This window comes from Bradyrhizobium sp. NBAIM03 (genome assembly GCF_020194055.1).
Lineage (GTDB): Bacteria > Pseudomonadota > Alphaproteobacteria > Rhizobiales > Xanthobacteraceae > Bradyrhizobium > Bradyrhizobium yuanmingense.
In genome coordinates this window covers 21,664-40,185 of sequence record NZ_JADYVS010000005.1, presented here as the reverse complement: position 1 = coordinate 40,185, position 18,522 = coordinate 21,664, and the positions used below count along the sequence as shown (strand labels likewise).

Sequence of the window (18,522 nt, the reverse complement as noted above, 5' to 3'; positions counted from 1 at the left end):
ACGCGCCAAGGGATGGCATGCGCTTAAACGCTTTGTTTGCCATTTCGGTGAATAGTCCCTCAATGAGTATGGTTAATTTTCCCTGTTGCGTTGATTGGGCACCTATATCCCGGGTGCGTGGCGTAAAGCGAAGAGTAACCCCTCAGCCCGCGGCACTTGGAATGAAAGCTGGGGATCATGCTTGATTATAGCCAGCCGATCGATCGAGCCAGACCGGAGGCCGCGCAACGGAAGCCTCAGGCCGGCTTCAACGTGCTGGAGCTCGCCAATCTGCTCTGGCGGCGGAAGGTCGCGATCGCCGCGGCCGCCCTGCTCGGTGCGGCGCTTGCCGTCACGATCGGCAAGAGCGTGACGCCCCGCTACACCGCCACCGCTCAGCTCTATGTCGACCCGCGCGAGCTTCAGCTCGTCGACCGCGAGCTCACGCCCCGGGCCCAGGACGTCACCGGCATGGCCATGGTGGTGGAGAGCCAGGCGCGCCTGATCACCTCCAACAGCGTGCTGCTCCAGGTGATCCAGCAGGCCGGCCTCGACAAGGATCCGGAATTCGGAGGCGGCGAGGCTGGGAGCCGGATGTCGTCGCTGCTCGGCCTGATCGGCCTGCAACCGCGCGCGCCCTCCGCTGCGGAGAAGAGGGAAGTGGAGCTCGCGGCGCTCGATGCGTTGAACAAGCACATCGCGATCCGCAAAACCGAGAAGAGCTTCATCGTCGACATCGAGGTCTGGTCGACGGATCCCGCCAAGGCTGCGATGCTCGCCAACACGCTGACCAATGCCTATCTCTCCGAATCCCGCAAGTCGCAGGCTTCGGCGGCACGGCGCGCCACCAACGATCTCTCCAGCCGCCTGAAGGAGCTGCGCGACCGGCTGCGTAACGCCGAGACCGCGCTGGCGACCTACAAGGCCCAGAACAATTTCGTCGGCACGCAGGATGCGCTGATCAGCGATCAGCAGCTCTCCGCCAGCAACCAGCGGCTTTCCGCGGCCCGCGCGGCGACGATGGACGCGCAGGCGCGGCTCGACCAGATCGAGGCGAGCCGCCGCACCGCTGCCGATGCCGGCGCGATTCCGGAGGCGCTGCAATCGCCGACCATTGCGAATTTGCGCGCGCAATATGCCGACGCCCGGAAGAAATATGCGGAGCAGGCCGGTGAGCTCGGCCCGCGCCATCCGGCGCTGCGCCAGACCGAGAAGCAGGTCGAGGACCTCAAGCGCACCATCAACGAGGAGATCGACCGCTTCGCCCAGTCCGCCAAGAACGATCTGACGCGCGCCCGCGACTTCGAGGCCTCGCTCAACCGCGCGCTGGAAGCGCAGAAGCGGCAGAGCGTTCAGCTCAGCCAGGCCGCCGTGCGCCTGCGCGAGCTCGAGCGCGAGGCCGACGCAAGCCGTGACGTCTATCAATCCTTTCTCAAGCGCTCCCGCGAGACCGAGGAGCAGGAGAGCCTGAACACCTCGGCCGCCCGCGTCATCGGCGAGGCGACTGTGCCGCAGCGGCGCTCGTTCCCGCCGGCCATGAGCCTGTTCGCCATGATCGGCTTCATCTTCGGGGCGATCGCGGCGTCGAGCTGGTTCGTCGTGGCAGATTTGCTTTTCGCCGGTGCAGCCGCGCCCGCAACGCCGACACCCGCCCGGCGTGAGCGCTCGCCAGCGCCGCAGGCGTCCCGAGCACCAGAGCTCCCGCGCGCTGCAGAGGTTGCTCAGCCGCGCCAGGCCCCGCGCGCTCCTGAAGCTGCGCCGTCGATGCCGGAGCTCGCCGCGCCCCCGCTGCAGCCTTCGATGGTCGAGCAACCAATGATCGAGAAGCCGCTGATCGCACGCTTCCAGGAGGCCGACGTCATCCATACGCTCGGCGCCATACTTCCCACCGGCGGCGGCGTCGATCTCACGCGGCTGGGTTGGCCGACGCTGCGCCCCGGCTTTCCCATGACGAGCTTGCTCAACGCCTGGCGCGACATGCGCGCCGCGGTAACGCGGCGCGCCGGCGGCAAGGCGATCCCGGTCGTCGCGCTCGTCGGCACCGGCAAGACCAGCGGCCGCAGCGTGGCCGCGCTGAACTTCGCGCTGGCGGCCGCACGCGACGGCGCCCGCGTGCTGATGATCGATGCCGACCATCAGGCGCGCTCGCTCACGAACAGGGTCATCCGTCCCGGCAAGAGCGAGCCGAGCAGGCTCGGCTGGCTCTCGATCGGCAGCAAGGACGCGCGCGAGATCAAGACGGTAAACGGCATCTCGGTGCTGCCGGCCGCCGACGGCGACGCCGGCAAAGCCGCCGATGCCATCCACAAGGCGATTGTGCAGGCCCATTCCGCGGGCGGCTATGATCTCGTGATCCTCGACGGCCCGGCCATTCCGCTCGCGGCCGGCGGCCGCAAGCTGCTTGAGGACGTCGACTCGCTGGTGGCCGTGCTGCCGACCAGCCTCGACATCAACGACAGCCTGGAAGAGATCCTAGCCGCGCTCGGCCCGGCCGAGCGCAAGCTCGTCGGCGTCGTGCTCGACGAGCTCACCCCTGCAATGCAAACGCGCCAGCGAGGCAGACAATATGCTTGAGCGCCGCGTCAACCTCGACGGACGGGCAGCAACTGCCGAGGTGCCGAGAATCACCGTCGGCGGACTTCGCATGGCCGCGATCGACCTGGAAGAGACCGCCGATTTCATGATCGAGGCGACGAATCCCGACCATCGTATCGGCCGTCCGCTGTTCCTGACCTCGGCCAATGGCGAGGTGCTGGCGCGCTGCTCGACCGAGCCGCAGACCGAGCAGCTGTTCCGTGCCGCCGATTTGATCAACGCCGACGGACAGCCGCTGGTCGCCGCTTCAAAGCTGCAATCCTGGTTCCCGCTGCCGGAGCGCGTCGCAACCACGGACCTGTTCCACGTCGTCGCGCGCAAGGCCGAAGCCGCCGGCCGCACCTTCTACATGTTCGGCGCAAGCGAGGCCGAGAACGCCGCGGCGGTCGCGAACGTCCAGAAAATGTATCCACATCTCAAGATCGTCGGGCACAGCCACGGCTATCTGCGCGGCGAGGCGCTGCGTGCCAAGGTCGAGGAGATCAACGCCCTGGCACCGGACTATCTGTGGGTCGCGCTCGGTGTGCCCAACGAACAGGCATTCGTGAAGGAATTCACGCCGCATCTGACCAATGTTGGCGTCATCAAGACATCCGGCGGATTGTTCAACTTCTTGTCAGGCAGTCGTTCCCGCGCGCCGCAATGGATGCAGAAGATCGGGCTCGAATGGGCCTGGCGCACCTTGCTCGAGCCGCGCCGTCTGCTCTGGCGTTATTTGACCACCAACCCCCGCGCGCTCTATCTTCTCTTCAGCCGCAACCGGCCCCTCCGTTAAGAGAAGAGCAGAATACGACATGACCGACCGACCGACCGTCCTCGTCACCGGGGGCGCTGGCTATATTGGCTCGCATGCCTGCCGTGCATTGTCCGCCGCCGGCTATCAGCCCGTCGTTTATGACAATCTCTCGACAGGTCATCGCAGCTTCGTATCGGGCCCGCTGGTGACGGGCGATCTGCTCGACGGCACGGCGCTGGCGCGCGCCTTCGCCGACCACAAGATCACGGCGGTGATGCATTTCGCGGCGGCGAGCCTCGTCGGGGAATCCATGTCCGACCCGCAGAAATATTACATCAACAACGTCCAGGGCACGCTGTCGCTGCTGCAGGCGATGCGCAACGCGGGCTGCCATCGCATCGTGTTCTCCTCGACCGGCGCCGTCTACGGTAACGCCGATTCCAAGGCGCTGCCGGAAGACTTTCCTTGCGCGCCGATCAATCCTTACGGCGCGTCGAAATTGATGATCGAGCGCATGCTCGCCGACTACCGCACGGCCTATGGCTTCGGCGCGTTCTGCCTGCGCTATTTCAACGCCAGCGGCGCCGATCCGGCCGGTGGCATCGGCGAGCTGCGCGACAACGAAACCCACCTCATTCCCCGCGCGATGATGGCGCTTCAGGGCCATGTCGAGTTCGCGGTGTTCGGCGACGATTACGACACGCCCGACGGCACCGCGATCCGCGACTACATCCATGTCACGGACCTTGCGGCGGCGCATGTGGCGGCCTTGAGGCTCTTGGAGCAAGGCCATGCCGGCGGCAGCTTCAATCTCGGCACCGGCTCCGGCTTTTCCGTGCGCGAGATCCTCGACGCCATCAGGCAGGAGACCGGGCGCGAGGTGCCGCACACGATCAAGCCGCGCCGCGCCGGCGATCCCACCTTTCTGGTCGCCGATCCCTCTGCTGCAAGAAAGGTGCTGAACTTCGTTCCGCGTCACTCCGACCTACCGACGATCGTCCGCACGGCCTGGGCCTGGCATCAGAAGGCGCATCCGTTCAGGCCGCGTTAGGCAATCGCGGCTCCGATCGCTTGCTTGCCGTGCCCTGCAGCGGCTAGAATGACTTGTCGCGGCTGCGCCGGCACATTGCCGACAGCCGCGCGATCCGCATTGCCGACGGCCATGTCGGCCTTTCATGGTTCGGTTCGCTTGCACGAGCCGATTTTTCCGAGCGACGTGACGATCTAGTCAGCGTGTCGACCCGTCGTCGGACGCGATTCCGGGAGCATCGACCACATGCATCAGGCTGCCCGCCTGGAATTCGAGCGCGTGATGGAGGAGTTCGTCCGCTGGCATGTGGTGCCGCAGAACGAGCGTTCGCCCGCGCCCGCCTGGTGGTGGGGGCCCGCGATGGCCGTGGTCGACGACCAGGAGCCGATGAGCGCAACAAGCTGCTGCGCGTTGAACGTGAGCGAAGGGACGAGCTTCGCCGAGGGCGCACGCGCCATTCTCGCGCTGTTCACCGAGCAGACGTCACTGACCGGTCCCCAGGACTTTCCGAGCAAGGCCGAGGGGGAAGAGCACGAGGTGCGCGAGCTGCACCCGCAGCCGTCAGACGACAGCGCGTTTCAGCCCTGAGCCTGCGTCTTCGTCGGCCACTTCCGGCTGGAGCGGCGGCGCGACGGGCAGCGCCATGGGCCGCAGCAGCTCGCCCATCTGCCGCCCCGGCAGCGGCTTGGAGATCAGGAAGCCCTGCATCTCGTCGCAGCCATGGGCGCGCAGGAATGCCTCCTGCTCGGCGTTCTCGACGCCTTCGGCGACGACGGTCATGCCGAGGGCCTTGCCCATGCTGATGATCGCCTGCGCGATGGCCTGATCCTCCGAATCCTGCGGCAGGTCGCGCACGAAGGAGCGGTCGATCTTGATCGTGTCGATCGGGAAGTGCTTCATCAGCGACATCGACGAATAGCCGGTGCCGAAATCGTCGATGGCGAGACGGATGCCGCGGCTCTGGATGGAGTCGAGCACCTTCAGCGCGCGGCCGACATTGCGCATCATCATGCTCTCGGTGACCTCGAGCTGGAGCAGCACGGGCGACATGCCGGAGGCCGCCAGCGCCTCGTCCACGTCCTGCAACAGATGCTCGTCGGCAAACTGCCGCGGCGACAGGTTGACCGCCATCGACAGCGGCAGCAGGCCGCGGCGCTGCCAGGCCATGGCCTGCGCGCAGGCCTCTTTCAGCACCCAGCGGCCGATCGGCACGATCAGCCCGGTTTCCTCCGCAAGCGGAATGAACTGTGCCGGCGAGACGTTGCCGAGATCAGGATGCGCCCAGCGCAGTAGCGCCTCGACGCCCGTGATCTGACCCGTCGCCATGTCCACCTTGGGCTGGTAGTTGAGCGAGAACTGCTCGCGCTCCAGCGCGCGGCGCAGCGCGCTCTCCAGCGACAGCCGCTCGATCGACTGCGTCTTCACCTCGTTGGAGAAGAAGCGATAGCCGTTCTTGCCGTCCTCCTTGGCGAGGTACATCGCCATGTCGGCGTTCTTGGTCAGCGTCTGCGCGTCGGAGCCGTTGGCCGGATACATCGCGATGCCGATCGAGGCGGTGGAATGGCACTCGTGGCCGGCCAGCTGCATGGGCTCGGCGAGCGCGGCGAGCAGCCCGGTGGCGATGCGCTGGACGTCCTCGATCTCGCCGCACTGGTCGAGGATCACCACGAACTCGTCGCCGCCGAGGCGCGCGACCACGTCGCTCGCCCGCAGGGCGCCGCGCAGGCGGTTCGCCACCTCGAGCAGGAGCAGGTCGCCGGCCTCGTGACCCAGCGAATCGTTGATGACCTTGAAGCGGTCGAGGTCAATGAACAGCACCGCAAATCGGTGATCGTGGCGTTGCGCCGCATCGATCGCCTCGCGCAGCAGGGCATTGAAGGTCTCGCGGTTCGGCAGGTCGGTCAGGCTGTCATGCGAGGCGAGGTATTCGATGCGCTCGTCGGCCTTGTTCTTCTCGTCGGCGCGATCGAAATTCTCCATCGCGAAGGAGACGTTGTCGGCGAGGCGCTGCAGCAGGTCGACGAATTCGGGCGTGAAGGTCGCCGGTTCGGTGGACATGTAGATCATGACGCCGACCGCGTGGTCATGCGCGATCAGCGGAAACGCGGCCCCCGACCGCGCGCCGTCGCCGCGCACGATGGCGTGGAAGGCGCTCACGCGGTCGTCGTTGAGATAGTCGTTGCTGATGCAGGGCTGGCGCGTGCGGAACGCCGTGCCGCTCATCCCACGTCCTTCGGGCCGCTCCGGATCGACGGAGAGCCGCACATTACGGGTGGTGTCGGCGGACGGGCCCGCGCTCGCTACGATTTCCAGCCGATCACTGCCGGCCCTTGCCAGCGCGATCGTGGTCGAGGTGAACTTGGCGCCGTTCGACGCCGCAAGGCAGACGAGGTCGAACAGCTCGGCCCGCGACTTCGCGCGCATGATCGCCTCGTTGGTCGCGCTCAGGGCCGCGAACATGCGCGTCAGGCGCTCCTTCTGCGCTTCGGTGCGGGCCTTCTCCTCGGCGCGCTCGAAATTGTCGAGTGCGAAGGAGACGTTCTCCGCGAGCCGCCCGAGCAGCTCGACCAGATCGGGCGTGAACGTATTCTCTTCCGGTGCGAGGAAGAGCAGAATGCCGACCGGTTCCCGTCCCGCTCTCAGAAGCGGGAAGCTCGCCGCAGCCCGCGTTCCATCCTCGATGGCCTGCGCGCGCCAATATGCGGAGCGCGGCTCGTTCAGATAATCGTTCATCACACTGGGCCGGCACGTCCGCAGCGAGGTGCCGATGATGCCCTGGCCCTCGGGATGGTCGGCGGAAATGATGCAGGTACGCCCGCTCATGCGCTCCTGCAAGCGTCCCTTGACGGCAACGACGCGGACGAGTTCGCGTGCTTCGTCGATGATGCCGATCGTCGCCGAGGCGAACACGTCGCCGAGCACGGCCGCCTGGCAGGCCGCGTCGAACAACTCCTCGCGCGTCTTGGCGCGCATGATGGCTTCGTTGGTTGCGCTCAGCGCCTCGAACATTCCGCTCAGACGATTGCGCTGCTTGTCCGCCCGCGCCTTCTCATCGGCACGGTCGAAGCTTTCGAGCGCGAAGGCGACGTTGGCCTGAAGCTTGCGCAGCAGCTCGACGAGCTCCGGCGTGAAGGTGCCGCGCTCCGGGGAGTTGAACAGAAAGACGCCCTCGACCCGGTCGCCGTTGAACAGCGGCAAGGCCGCGGAGGATGCGATGCCGGTGCGGCGGGCGCTGGCCTGCCAGGGCGCAATGCGGTCGTCGGCGAGCACGTCGTTGCTGACGGCGGGCTGGCGCGTGCGAAACGCGGTGCCGGTCAAGCCGCGCCCTTCGGGCACCTGGTCGGAGGTGGAGAACGTGAAGTTGCGAACCTGATCCGCATTCGGGCCGTAGCAGGCGACGACGCGCAGCAGCCCGGTCCGATCGTCGACCAGCGCGACGGTGGCTGAGGTGAACTTTGCTCCCGTTGCGGTCGCCTCGCAGACGAGGTCGAACAGCTCAGCCCGCGACCGTGCCCGCAGGATCGCCTCGTTGGTGGCGCTGAGCGCTGCATACATGCGCGCCAGGCACTCTTCTTCGGCGGAGATCCGGGCTTTCTCGGCCTCGCGGCCGAAATTCTCGATCGCGAAGGAGACGTTCTCGGCCATGCGCAGCAGCAGCGCGACGATCTCCTCGTCTTTGGCCCAGGACCGGCTGATGAAGAACAGCAGCACGCCGACGCTCTCGCCGTGCCTGATCAACGGCGCGACCACGCAGGCGGCGACGCCGGTGTTGACGTTGGCCTGCTCCCACGGCGTGCCCCTGGTGCGGCTGGCGAGATCGTCCTCGACAATGGCTTTCTGCGTCCGGAACACCTCGCCCGAGATACCCTTGCCGTAAGGATTGTCCGGATCGACTGAATAGCGTGCCTGGGTGACGAGATCGAGGTTCTGCCCGGTGGCGGCGACAGGCTTCATCCAGTGCGAGTCCGGCTCGCGAAGCAGCACGATGGTCGCCAGCGACTTGCCGCTGTGGACCGAAGCGTCGCACACGAGCTGGTATAGCTCCCGCTCGGTCTTGGCGCGCAGGATAGCTTCGTTGGTGGCGCTGATGGCGCCGAACATGCGGTTGAGGCGCCGCGTCGCCCGCTCGCTGGTCTGCCGCGCGGTCTCACGGGCGAAATTGTCCAACGCGTAGGAAATGTTCGCCGACATGCGCTCGAACAGTGACACCATCTGCTCGTTCAGCGAGTTGGCCTCGCTCCGCGTCACATACAATACGCCGACGCTCTTGCCATTGCAGAGCAGCGGCAGCGCCGCGGCCGCACCGATATGCGCCTTGGCGGCGCCTTCGCGCCACGCCAGCGAGCGCGGATCGTTCAGATAGTCGTTGCTGACGCACAGCTTCTGATCGCGAAACGCCTCGCCGCCGACGCCGGCTCCTTCTGGCGTGCCGGCTTCCGTCGTGATCACGATCGAGCGGAGCCGCGCAACGTCATCGCCACAACCGGCCGCGTAGCGCAGCCTTCGGCCGTCCGGCTCGACCAGGAAAACGGCAACGGCCAGAAAATCCCCGCTCGAAAACCCGGCGTCGCAGACCTTCTGGTACAGCTCCTCCGGCGATCTCGCGTACAGGATCGCTTCATTGATGGCGCTCAACGCCGCAAAGGTGCGCGCGAGTGTCGTCGGCACGATCTCAGCTCCCGGGCATTTCTGCCTATTTATCCCGGGCCTTTATGCGCGGCGATCGCCTAAGTGGTCGTTATTGCGCGGCGCAAACCGTCGATCAAAGTGAACGAGCTGCGAACGAGCGCGACAAAACTGACCGGAATACCGCTGCGACGCCGAACCGCCTACGAATGGCATGTTCAGTTACCACTTTGCAGCCCGTGTTGGTTTACGGGAGGTTGATATCGCGGTGCCGTAGCACCTCCTTCAAAACGGCAGCGCCACGCTGGTCTTGATCTCCTTCAGCACCACGTTGCTGCGGACGTAGCGGATGCCGGGGATGCGGAACATGAACTCGTCGAGGAAGCGGTTGTAGGCCGCCATGTCCTGCACGACGACGCGCAAATGATAATCGGCGTCCCCGGTGGTCGCAAAACACTCCAGCACCTCGCGGCGCTTGGTGACCCTCGCCACGAATTCATCGACGAACTTCGCATCGTGCCGCTCCAGCGAGACGTGGAGGATGGCGGACATCGCAAAGCCCGCCTGCTCGCGCGCGACCAGCGCCGCATAGCCCTGGATGACGCCGCTCTCCTCCAGCGCGCGCACCCGCCGCCAGCAGGCCGAGGTGGACATGCCGACCCCGTCGGCGAGTTGCTGATTGGTGGCGCGGCCATCTCGCTGGAGATGGGCGAGAATGCGGGTGTCCTGCTCTTCGATCATGGGAGGCTCCGATTCGAGCAGATCTACCAGATTGGGCGCCTGCATGCAAAATTCTACCGGATTTCCATAACAGAAGGGATAAATAGGTAAGACCTACCAGCGGCCCGGGCATAACCTTCCAGCACTGGGCAGGATGCCGCGCGAGGTCCGCCATGGACGCCATTCCGTCAATCGACACGTACGAGCTCTCCGATCGCTATGAGCGCGAGGAGGGCCGCGTCTTCCTCACGGGCACGCAGGCCATCGTCCGCATCGCACTCGACCAGGCGCGACGAGACCGTGCGGCCGGGCTCAACACCGCCGGCTTCATCTCCGGCTATCGCGGCTCGCCGCTCGGTGGCATCGATCTCGAGCTCTGGCGCATCCAGCAGCGGCTCAAGCAGGACCGCATCGAATTCCTTCCCGCCGTGAACGAGGACCTCGCGGCGACAGCTGTACTCGGCTCGCAACAGGTCGAGACGCAAGGCGACCGCGAGGTCGATGGCGTGTTCGGGCTCTGGTACGGCAAGGGCCCGGGCGTCGATCGGTCCGGCGATGCGCTCAAGCACGGCAACGCTTATGGCTCCTCGCCGCATGGCGGCGTGCTGGTGGTCGCCGGCGACGACCATGGCTGCGTCTCCTCCTCGATGCCGCACCAGTCCGACGTCGCCTTCATGAGCTGGTTCATGCCGACGCTGCACCCCTCGGACGTCGGCGAATATCTGGCGTTCGGCGAATATGGCTACGCGCTGAGCCGCTTCTCCGGCATGTGGGTCGGCTTCAAGGCGATCTCCGAGATCGTGGAATCGGGCGCCTCCGTCGCGCTCCGCCCGCCGCGCCTCTTCCGCACGCCAGACTTCACGCCGCCGCCGGGCGGCCTGCACTATCGCTGGCCCGATTTGCCGGGCCCGCAGATCGAGGAACGGCTGGAAGCGAAGAAGCACGCGGTCTACGCCTTTGCCAAGGCCAACCCGATCGACCGGCACATCTACGATATCCCCAGCGCCACCTACGGCATCGTCACCACCGGCAAGGCGCATCTCGACCTGATGGAAGCCCTGCGGCTGATGGGCCTCGATGAAGCCGCCTGCCGCCGCCTCGGCATCGACGTCTACAAGGTCGGGATGGTCTGGCCGCTGGCGCTGCACGACGCGATGGAGTTCGTGAGAGGCAAGCGCGAGATCCTGGTGGTCGAGGAGAAGCGCGGCATCATCGAGAGCCAGTTCAAGGAGTATTTTTACGATTATCCCGGCAGCAAGCCCGAGCGCATGGTCGGCAAGCACGACGAAACCGGCGCACGGCTGATCTCCTGGATCGGCGAATTGTCGCCTCGCGCGCTCGCGAACGTGCTCGCGCGCCGGCTCGATCCGATGTTTCCGGGTCTCAATCTCGCCGCGCGCGCGGCCGCCCTGATGCCGGAGGCCGCGCGCACGATCAATGTCAGCGGCGCGACGCGCACGCCCTATTTCTGCTCGGGATGTCCGCACAACACCTCGACCAAAGTGCCGGAAGGATCGAAGGCGCTCGCCGGCATCGGCTGTCACTTCATGGCGAGCTGGATGGACCGCGAGACCTCCTCGCTGATCCAAATGGGCGGCGAGGGCGTGAACTGGGCTGCTTCATCGCGATTCACCGGCCGCAAGCACGTGTTCCAGAATCTCGGCGAAGGCACCTACTACCATTCCGGCTCGATGGCGATCCGGCAGGCGATCGCGGCCAGGGCCAACATCACCTACAAGGTCCTGTTCAACGACGCGGTCGCCATGACCGGCGGCCAGCCGGTCGATGGGCCCGTCAGCGTCCATGCCATCGCCCACAGCGTCCGCGCCGAAGGTGTCGAGCGCATCGCCCTGGTGTCGGACGATCCCGCGCAATTCAGGCCGGCCGACCTGCCATCCGGCGTGACCATCCATCCGCGTGAGGAGATGGATGCCGTGCAGCGCGAGCTGCGCGAGGTTCCCGGCGTCTCGGTGCTGATCTACCAGCAGACCTGCGCCACCGAGAAGCGGCGCCGGCGCAAGCGCGGGCAGATGGCCGATCCCAAGCGCTTCGCCTACATCAACGACCTCGTCTGCGAAGGCTGCGGCGACTGCTCGGTCGAATCCAACTGCCTCAGCGTCGAGCCGAAGGAGACGCCGTTCGGCCGCAAGCGGCAGATCAATCTGTCGGCCTGCAACAAGGATTTTTCCTGCCTCAACGGCTTCTGCCCGAGCTTTGTCACGGTCGAAGGCGCGACGCGGCGGAAGAAGAGCGCGAGCCATATCGACGCGGCCGACCGCGCCGCCACACTACCCCTGCCCGCGCCCGCAACGCTCGAGCGGCCCTACGATCTCTTGGTGACCGGCGTCGGCGGCACCGGCGTGATCACCGTCGGCGCGCTGATCGGCATGGGCGCGCATCTGGAACGCCGCGGCGTTTCGGTGCTCGACTTCACCGGCTTTGCGCAGAAATTCGGGCCTGTGCTGAGCTACATTCGCCTGGCCGCGAGCCCCGAGGCGCTGCACCAGGTTCGCATCGACCAGGGCGCGGCCGATGCGCTGATCGGCTGCGACCTCGTCGTCAGCTCCTCGCCCAAGGCATCAGGCACATATCGCCGCGGCACCCGTGCCGCCGTCAACACCGCGGAAATGCCGACCGGCGACGTGGTCCGCTTCCGCGACGCCGATCTCGCTGCGCCAAGCCGCCTGCGCGCAATCGGTCAGGTCATCGGCGAGCACAATCTCGACAGGTTCAATGCCAATGCGCTGGCCGAGCGCCTGCTCGGCGATGCCGTCTACGCCAACATCATCATGCTGGGCTTTGCCTGGCAGCGCGGTCTCGTCCCTGTTTCGCTGCAGGCGCTGCTCCGCGCGATCGAGCTCAACGGCGTCGCGGTCGAGCGCAACAAGCAGGCCTTTGCCTGGGGCCGGATCGCCGCTGCCGATCCGGATTTTCTGCCGACCTCGGACAAGGCACCTGAAGCCGAGACGCTCGACCAGATCATTGCCCGGCGCGCCGAGTTCCTCACGACCTATCAGGACGACGCCTACGCGGCGCGCTACCGGGCGATGGTCGGAAAGGTCCGCAATGCCGAGGCCAAGCTGAACAGCCAGGCGCTGACCGAGGCGGTCTCTCGCGGCCTGTTCAAGCTGATGGCCTACAAGGACGAGTACGAGGTGGCGCGGCTGCACATGCGAAGCGGCTTTCTCGACGAGCTGAAGCGTGAATTCGAGGACGGCTTCAGCATCCAGTACCACCTCGCCCCGCCGTTTCTGAAGTCGCGGCGCGATGCACGGGGACGTCCGCGCAAACGCGCCTTCGGCCAGTGGATTCAGGTGCCTCTGGCCATGCTCGCGCGCTTGAAAGCACTGCGTGGAACGCCGTTCGATCCGTTCGGCTACACCGCGGAACGGCGCGCCGAGCGTGAACTGATCGCCTGGTATGAAGGCCTGGTCGATCGGATGCTGGGCGAGCTCGATGCGGCGCATCTGCCAAATCTCGTGGCGATCGCCAAAGGCCCGATGGATATCCGCGGCTATGGCCCGGTGAAGGACATCGCGATTTTGAAGGTGAAGGCCGAAGTCGAGCGGCTGCTCGCCGAACTGGACACGCCATCGCCGGCAAGGATGCACGCCACCGGTTGACGCGGCGCCGCGGACGCTTCAGCCTCTAAGGGGCGCTCTGATGGCCTCCTGCAATCGGGTGATGCATCATGGATTTCGACCAGTTGACACTGACGGAGGCCGCGGCCGGCCTCGCCGCCGGGACATTCACGAGCACCGCACTCACCCGGGAAGCCCTGGCCCGTGCCAAGGCCAACGCCGAGCTCAATGCCTTTGTCACCCTGGACGAAGCCGGCGCCTTGAAGGCCGCGGCCGCGTTCGACGCGGCAGGCGACAAGACAAAGCCGCTCGGCGGCGTACCTATCGTGATCAAGGACAATATCGAGGTCGCGGGACTGCCCTGCAGCGCCGGCACACCGGCGCTGAAGGATTACATTCCGAAGGCCGACGCGCCTGTCGTGACAAAGCTGCGCGATGCCGGGGCGGTCATCATCGGCAAGACCAGCATGCACGAGCTCGCCTTCGGCATCTCCGGCTACAACACCGCGTTCAAGACCGGCGCCGAGTATGGCGTGCGCAACGCCTATGATCGCACTTTGATCGCCGGCGGCTCCTCGTCAGGCACGGGGGCGGCGATTGGCGCACGGATCGTCGCCGGCGGGCTCGGCACGGACACCGGCGGATCGGTGCGGGTGCCTGCCGCCCTGAACGGATGCGCCTCGCTGCGCCCGACGGTCGGCCGCTACCCGCAAGACGGCATCGCACCGATCTCGCACACCCGCGATACCGCAGGCCCGATGGCTGCGACCATGGCGGATGTCGCGCTGCTCGACCGCGTCATCGCCGGTGGCGATGCGCTTGCGCCGGCGGATCTGACGCAGGTCCGCGTCGGCCTCGCGAGATCGATGCTGGCCAATCTCGATGCCGACACCGAGGCCGCGTTCCAGGAAGCCGTCGCGAAAATGAAGGTGCAAGGCGTCACGGTCGTCGGGATCGAGATGCCGCAACTGGCAGAGCTCGACGCCCAGGTCAGCTTTCCCGTCGCGCTGTACGAGGCCTATGACGATCTGGTCGCCTATCTCAGGCACACCGGCACCGGCCTCTCCATCGCGGCATTGGCGGAGCAGATCGCCAGCGCCGATGTGAAGGGCACCTATGACGGCTTGGTGATCCCGCGCAAGCTGCCTGGTCCCGACGGCACCCTGGTCGACGCCAAGCCGATCTACGACGCCGCGATCGAGATTGCGCGCCCCGCGCTGCAGGCGCTGTACACCAGGAGCTTTGCCGACAACCGGCTCGATGCGATCGCCTTCCCGACCACGCCGCGCGTCGCCATCCCCTCCAATCCGGAGTCCAGCAGCCTCGAGAATTTCGGCCTGTTCATTCAGAACACGGACCCCGGCAGCAATGCCGGGATTCCCGGCATCCAGATCCCGATCGCGCTCGGTGCCAGCAGCAGATTGCCGATCGGGCTTGAGCTCGATGGCCCCGCTGGTAGCGATTCCCGCCTGCTCGCGATCGGCATGGCGCTCGAGGCTGCGTTCGGCCGCTTGCCGCCACCGGCTCGCTGACGGACTCCCTCCGGAAATGATGGAAGGTGGCGCCTCGTTCGTTCGGCCGGCCGGACAAGGCGAGGGGAGGTCCGATCCCGTTCATCGTGGTATTTCGATGGGGGTGGGCGTACCTTCCTTATCGCTGTCGAATATGATCAGGACGCGCAATCCGGCGGAAGTCGCGCCCAGCGGCAGTAGTCCCTCCGGCTTTCGCTTTGGATCGAACGGGAGTTCCTTCAATAGCCGTACGGTCTCGGACGCTCCGTCCCAAGAATATATTGCGTAGGCTCCCGGCCCGTCCGCAACAGGACCGGCCAGGATGAGGGTGCGATCGCCGAACGCGGCGAGATCGCGTACACCCCTGTTGTCACCGAGCGGAAGTCGGAACAGCCGGTGAGTCGTGCTTTTTCGATCACCGAACAGCGCGTCTATCTCTACCGACAGGACGACGGCGCGATTGTCGTTCAAGACGGGGCCCCGGAATCCCGCGAGCAACGTCCGATCGTCCTTGATCGCCAGGCCCTCGATGGTCAAGCCGTTCTTCTCCAGCCTGATATCCATGAACTCGAGAAGCGCAGGTTCGGCCGCGATGACCTCTCGCAATTGCCCTGTACGCTCGATGCCCGACGCATTGCCATCTGCCCCCGTCGTGCGGAACCGAACGATCTGGCTGCTTGCGGCAATCCTCGCCCGAATCTTATCGGCATCTTTCTTGGGGTCGAGCTTGTGGTCCTTGTCCCGCGGATGGCCATGCGAGCCGATGACGTAATACTGCCCTTTGGAGAAGGCGACGCCCTCGCCATCAAGTTCGAGCGCCTTGCCATTGAACGTGTTGTCGATCAACTTCACGGGGCTGCCGGCGACGAGCTTGCCGTCGGTCAATTCGATGAATTGAGCGCCCTGGAGATTGTCGTCGATAACGAGGCACGAACGGGGAAACCCATCAGCGGTCGTGCAGGCGATGCCGCTGACATCCTTCGACTTGCCTCCGTCCTTGCCGATCAGCTTGTTCTTGACCGGCCACGCATCGTCGGCCGCAGCAGGAGAAGGCTGCACGCCACCCGCCATCACGAGGCCGAGCAGCAAAGTCGCAATCCATCCTGTTCTGGCAATGGTCATCGAAGCCTCCCTAGAGCGGCAGTCGGGCCAGACCAAGCCATCCAGCTCCATCACAGGATGATGCCGCCAATCCCTTGCGAAGCTCTCACGCAAGCGAACGTTGACCGGCTTGCCGCCGGTCGATCCGTCAAACATGGAAGAGCAACAGATGGAAGAGGAGAAGCTAGAAACCTGGCCTGGACGAAACGTCGTATCAAAAAAGGGATCGAACCGATTGCCTCGGCCCCAAATACATCATTCATATCTCAGGTTGTATTGTTGCAGACAACTCGGCGTTGTCAACACGCTTTCTGCCGCACGTGGAGCCGGCGGCGAAAGGTCTCATGAATACGGGTTGATCAGCTTCTGCTGCTCGGCGCTGTGGTGCACGAGCAGGTCGATGAAGGTCCTCACTTTCGCCGACAGATGATGACGATGCGGATAGACCGCGTTCATGGAGAGCTCGACCGTCCGATATTCCGGCAACAGGCGCACGAGGCGGCCGGCTTCGAGATCATCCTGAATGAGGAACCCCGCCATCAGGCAGATTGCGGCGCCCTCCAGCGCGACCTCGCGCAGCGCTTCTCCGCTATTGGTGACGAAGCTGCCGGAGACGCGCACCGAGGCCGGCGTGCCCTTGCGATCGAGGAAGCGCCATTCGTCGCCGAACGGATAGTTCAAGTGCCGACCACAATTGTGCCCGGTGAGCTCGTCGAGCTTCTGCACCCGGCCGTGCTTCTCGATGTAATCGTGGGAGCAGCACAGCACGTGGCGCCAGGTGGCAAGGCTGCGCACGATCAGGCTTGAATCCGGTGGCTGTGTCATGCGCAGGGCAACGTCATAGCCTTCTTCGATGAGGTCGACCTCGGCCTCGCCCATGCGCAGATCGATCTTGAGCTCCGGATAGGTCGACAGCAGTTTGGCCGCAATCGGCGCGACGAACGGCACCATGTGCGTGGCGACGTGAATGCGCAGCGTGCCGCGCGGCACCGACTGCAATTCGCTCGCGATGTCGTCGGCCTGTTCGATATCGGCGAGAATCTGGACGCAGCGGTCGTAATAGGCCTTCCCGATCTCGGTCAGATTGACCTTGCGCGTGGTGCGGTGAAGCAGCCGCACCCCGAGCCGGTCTTCCAATGCCTGCACGTGATTGCTCACCATGGTGGTCGACATGTTGAGCTTGCGGGCTGCTGCGGAGAAGCCGCCGGTCTCGACCACCCGGCTGAACACTTCGAGGCTGGTCAATCGATCCATGGCTTTCCTTGACTGGGATGTGCGCCTCAGCAGCAATCGCGCGGCAATCGCGCTGGCGTAGCCGCTCGCCTGACCCGGTAGACATCACGAACCAGGGTGACCGCTCAGATTATCCACCTTGAATGGATAATCCTTCCAGAATCTAGCCGATTATCATCCGGGCCAGCAAGACCGATAGTCTCAGCGAGCCGACAGGAGACTGCAATGTCCGAAATGCCCCGCGCCGAGACCTTCCAGCAAGCCACTGAAATCACGCGCGATTACGCCAAGGCGCCGCCCGCTATGCCAGCCCGGAACAGGGTCCGGCGCGCGGCCTTGGTGCTCGCGCTGCTCGCAGGCACTGCAACCATGGCCTACTACGGACACGATTACTGGACCAACGGCCGCTACCTCGAATCCACCGACGACGCCTATGTGAAGGCGGACTCCACGATCGTCGCGCCGAAGGTCTCCGGCTACATCGCCAAGGTGCTGGTCGGCGACAATGAGAAGGTTCGGGCGGGCCAGCTGCTGGCCAAGATCGACGACCGCGATTTCAAGGCGGCGCTCGATCAGGCGAAAGCCGACGTCGCCGCCGGCGAAGCCTCGGTCCGCAACATCGACGCCCAGCTCGAACTGCAGCAGCCGATCATCGAACAGAGCACCGCCGACGTCGCAGCTGCAGAAGCCAATCTGAAATTCGCGCAGGAGGAGCGCGTCCGCTACGACGACCTCATGAAGTCGGGCTCCGGCACGATCCAGCGCGCGCAGCAGACCGACGCGGCGCTGCGCGCCAGCAGCGCGCAATTGCAGCATGCCAAGTCCGGCCTCGTCGCCGCGCAGCGCAAGGTCGACGTGCTCACCACCCAGCGCGCTCAGGCCACCGCCCAGCTCGAACGCGCCCGCGCGGTCGCGCAGCAGGCGGCGCTGAACCTGTCCTATACCGAGATCACCGCGCCTGTGGACGGCACGGTCGGCGCCCGCAGCTTGCGTGTCGGCCAATACGTGCAGGCCGGCACGCAATTGATGGCGGTGGTGCCGCTCGACGCCGTCTACGTCGTCGCCAATTTCAAGGAGACCCAGCTCACGCATGTGCGGCCGGGCCAGCCGGTCGAGTTGCACGTCGACAGCTTCCGCAACACCACCCTGCGCGGCCATGTCGACAGCCTGTCGCCGGCGAGCGGGCTCGAATTCGCGCTGCTGCCGCCCGACAACGCCACCGGCAATTTCACCAAGATCGTGCAGCGCGTTCCGGTGAAGATCGTCCTCGACGACCACAGCCTCACCGGCTTGCTACGGCCCGGCATGTCCGCGGTACCGACCGTCGACACCAAACAGACGGTGCTGGCCGAGCGCGAGACGGCCAAGCGCCTTGCCGACAATACGTCCCGCGCGAATGGGGGTTGAAGC

General features: G+C 65.6%; 11 protein-coding genes. 7 read left to right on the top strand and 4 right to left on the bottom strand.

The genetic code is table 11. The features are described from left to right. Positions 1-177 precede the first annotated feature (177 nt). From I6F21_RS08985 to I6F21_RS08970, 4 genes are all read left to right on the top strand, one after another. Positions 178-2,553, top strand: coding sequence for a Wzz/FepE/Etk N-terminal domain-containing protein (locus I6F21_RS08985; RefSeq protein WP_225183035.1), 2,376 nt, complete (start codon positions 178-180; stop codon positions 2,551-2,553). Continuing rightward, a complete protein-coding gene (locus I6F21_RS08980) occupies positions 2,546-3,349 on the top strand; it encodes a WecB/TagA/CpsF family glycosyltransferase (RefSeq protein WP_035997366.1) in 804 nt (267 codons plus the stop codon). Before I6F21_RS08985 ends, I6F21_RS08980 begins: the two co-directional genes overlap by 8 nt. 19 nt (positions 3,350-3,368) lie before the next feature. After that, positions 3,369-4,361 carry a UDP-glucose 4-epimerase GalE gene (galE, locus tag I6F21_RS08975; protein ID WP_225126571.1) on the top strand — a complete coding sequence of 331 codons (993 nt, stop codon included), beginning with the start codon at positions 3,369-3,371 and terminating at the stop codon, positions 4,359-4,361. Between the two features lie 225 nt (positions 4,362-4,586). Further along, positions 4,587-4,928 carry a hypothetical protein gene (locus I6F21_RS08970; protein ID WP_225183034.1) on the top strand — a complete coding sequence of 114 codons (342 nt, stop codon included), beginning with the start codon at positions 4,587-4,589 and terminating at the stop codon, positions 4,926-4,928. On the opposite strand, the gene I6F21_RS08965 is transcribed toward I6F21_RS08970, so the two are convergent. Together I6F21_RS08965 and I6F21_RS08960 are read right to left on the bottom strand one after the other, a co-directional pair. Then, the gene (locus tag I6F21_RS08965; RefSeq protein WP_225183033.1) at positions 4,902-9,008 is read right to left on the bottom strand and encodes a GAF domain-containing protein; all 4,107 of its coding nucleotides are present in this window, start codon (positions 9,006-9,008) and stop codon (positions 4,902-4,904) included. The two genes, I6F21_RS08970 and I6F21_RS08965, sit on opposite strands and share 27 nt — an antisense overlap. A 243-nt stretch (positions 9,009-9,251) precedes the next feature. Further along, positions 9,252-9,707, bottom strand: coding sequence for an Lrp/AsnC family transcriptional regulator (locus I6F21_RS08960; RefSeq protein ID WP_225126576.1), 456 nt, complete (start codon positions 9,705-9,707; stop codon positions 9,252-9,254). A gap of 152 nt (positions 9,708-9,859) precedes the next feature. Here I6F21_RS08960 and I6F21_RS08955 point away from each other — a divergent pair, with 152 nt between their 5' ends. Beyond that, on the top strand, positions 9,860-13,309 hold the full coding sequence (locus tag I6F21_RS08955) for an indolepyruvate ferredoxin oxidoreductase family protein (RefSeq protein WP_225183032.1): 3,450 nt from the start codon (positions 9,860-9,862) through the stop codon (positions 13,307-13,309). A 68-nt stretch (positions 13,310-13,377) separates the two neighbouring features. After that, positions 13,378-14,799: an indoleacetamide hydrolase gene (iaaH, locus tag I6F21_RS08950; RefSeq protein ID WP_036021070.1), complete on the top strand. Its 1,422-nt coding sequence runs from the start codon at positions 13,378-13,380 to the stop codon at positions 14,797-14,799. Positions 14,800-14,880: 81 nt separating this feature from the next. On the opposite strand, the gene I6F21_RS08945 is transcribed toward iaaH, so the two are convergent. Together I6F21_RS08945 and I6F21_RS08940 are read right to left on the bottom strand one after the other, a co-directional pair. Next, entirely contained in the window at positions 14,881-15,900 is a 1,020-nt protein-coding gene (locus tag I6F21_RS08945; RefSeq protein ID WP_225183031.1) for a DUF3616 domain-containing protein, read from the bottom strand. Between the two features lie 321 nt (positions 15,901-16,221). After that, the gene (locus tag I6F21_RS08940) at positions 16,222-17,133 is read right to left on the bottom strand and encodes a LysR family transcriptional regulator (RefSeq protein WP_035997299.1); all 912 of its coding nucleotides are present in this window, start codon (positions 17,131-17,133) and stop codon (positions 16,222-16,224) included. Between the two features lie 204 nt (positions 17,134-17,337). Here I6F21_RS08940 and I6F21_RS08935 point away from each other — a divergent pair, with 204 nt between their 5' ends. After that, a complete protein-coding gene (locus I6F21_RS08935; protein WP_225140883.1) occupies positions 17,338-18,519 on the top strand; it encodes an HlyD family secretion protein in 1,182 nt (393 codons plus the stop codon). Positions 18,520-18,522 lie beyond the last annotated feature (3 nt).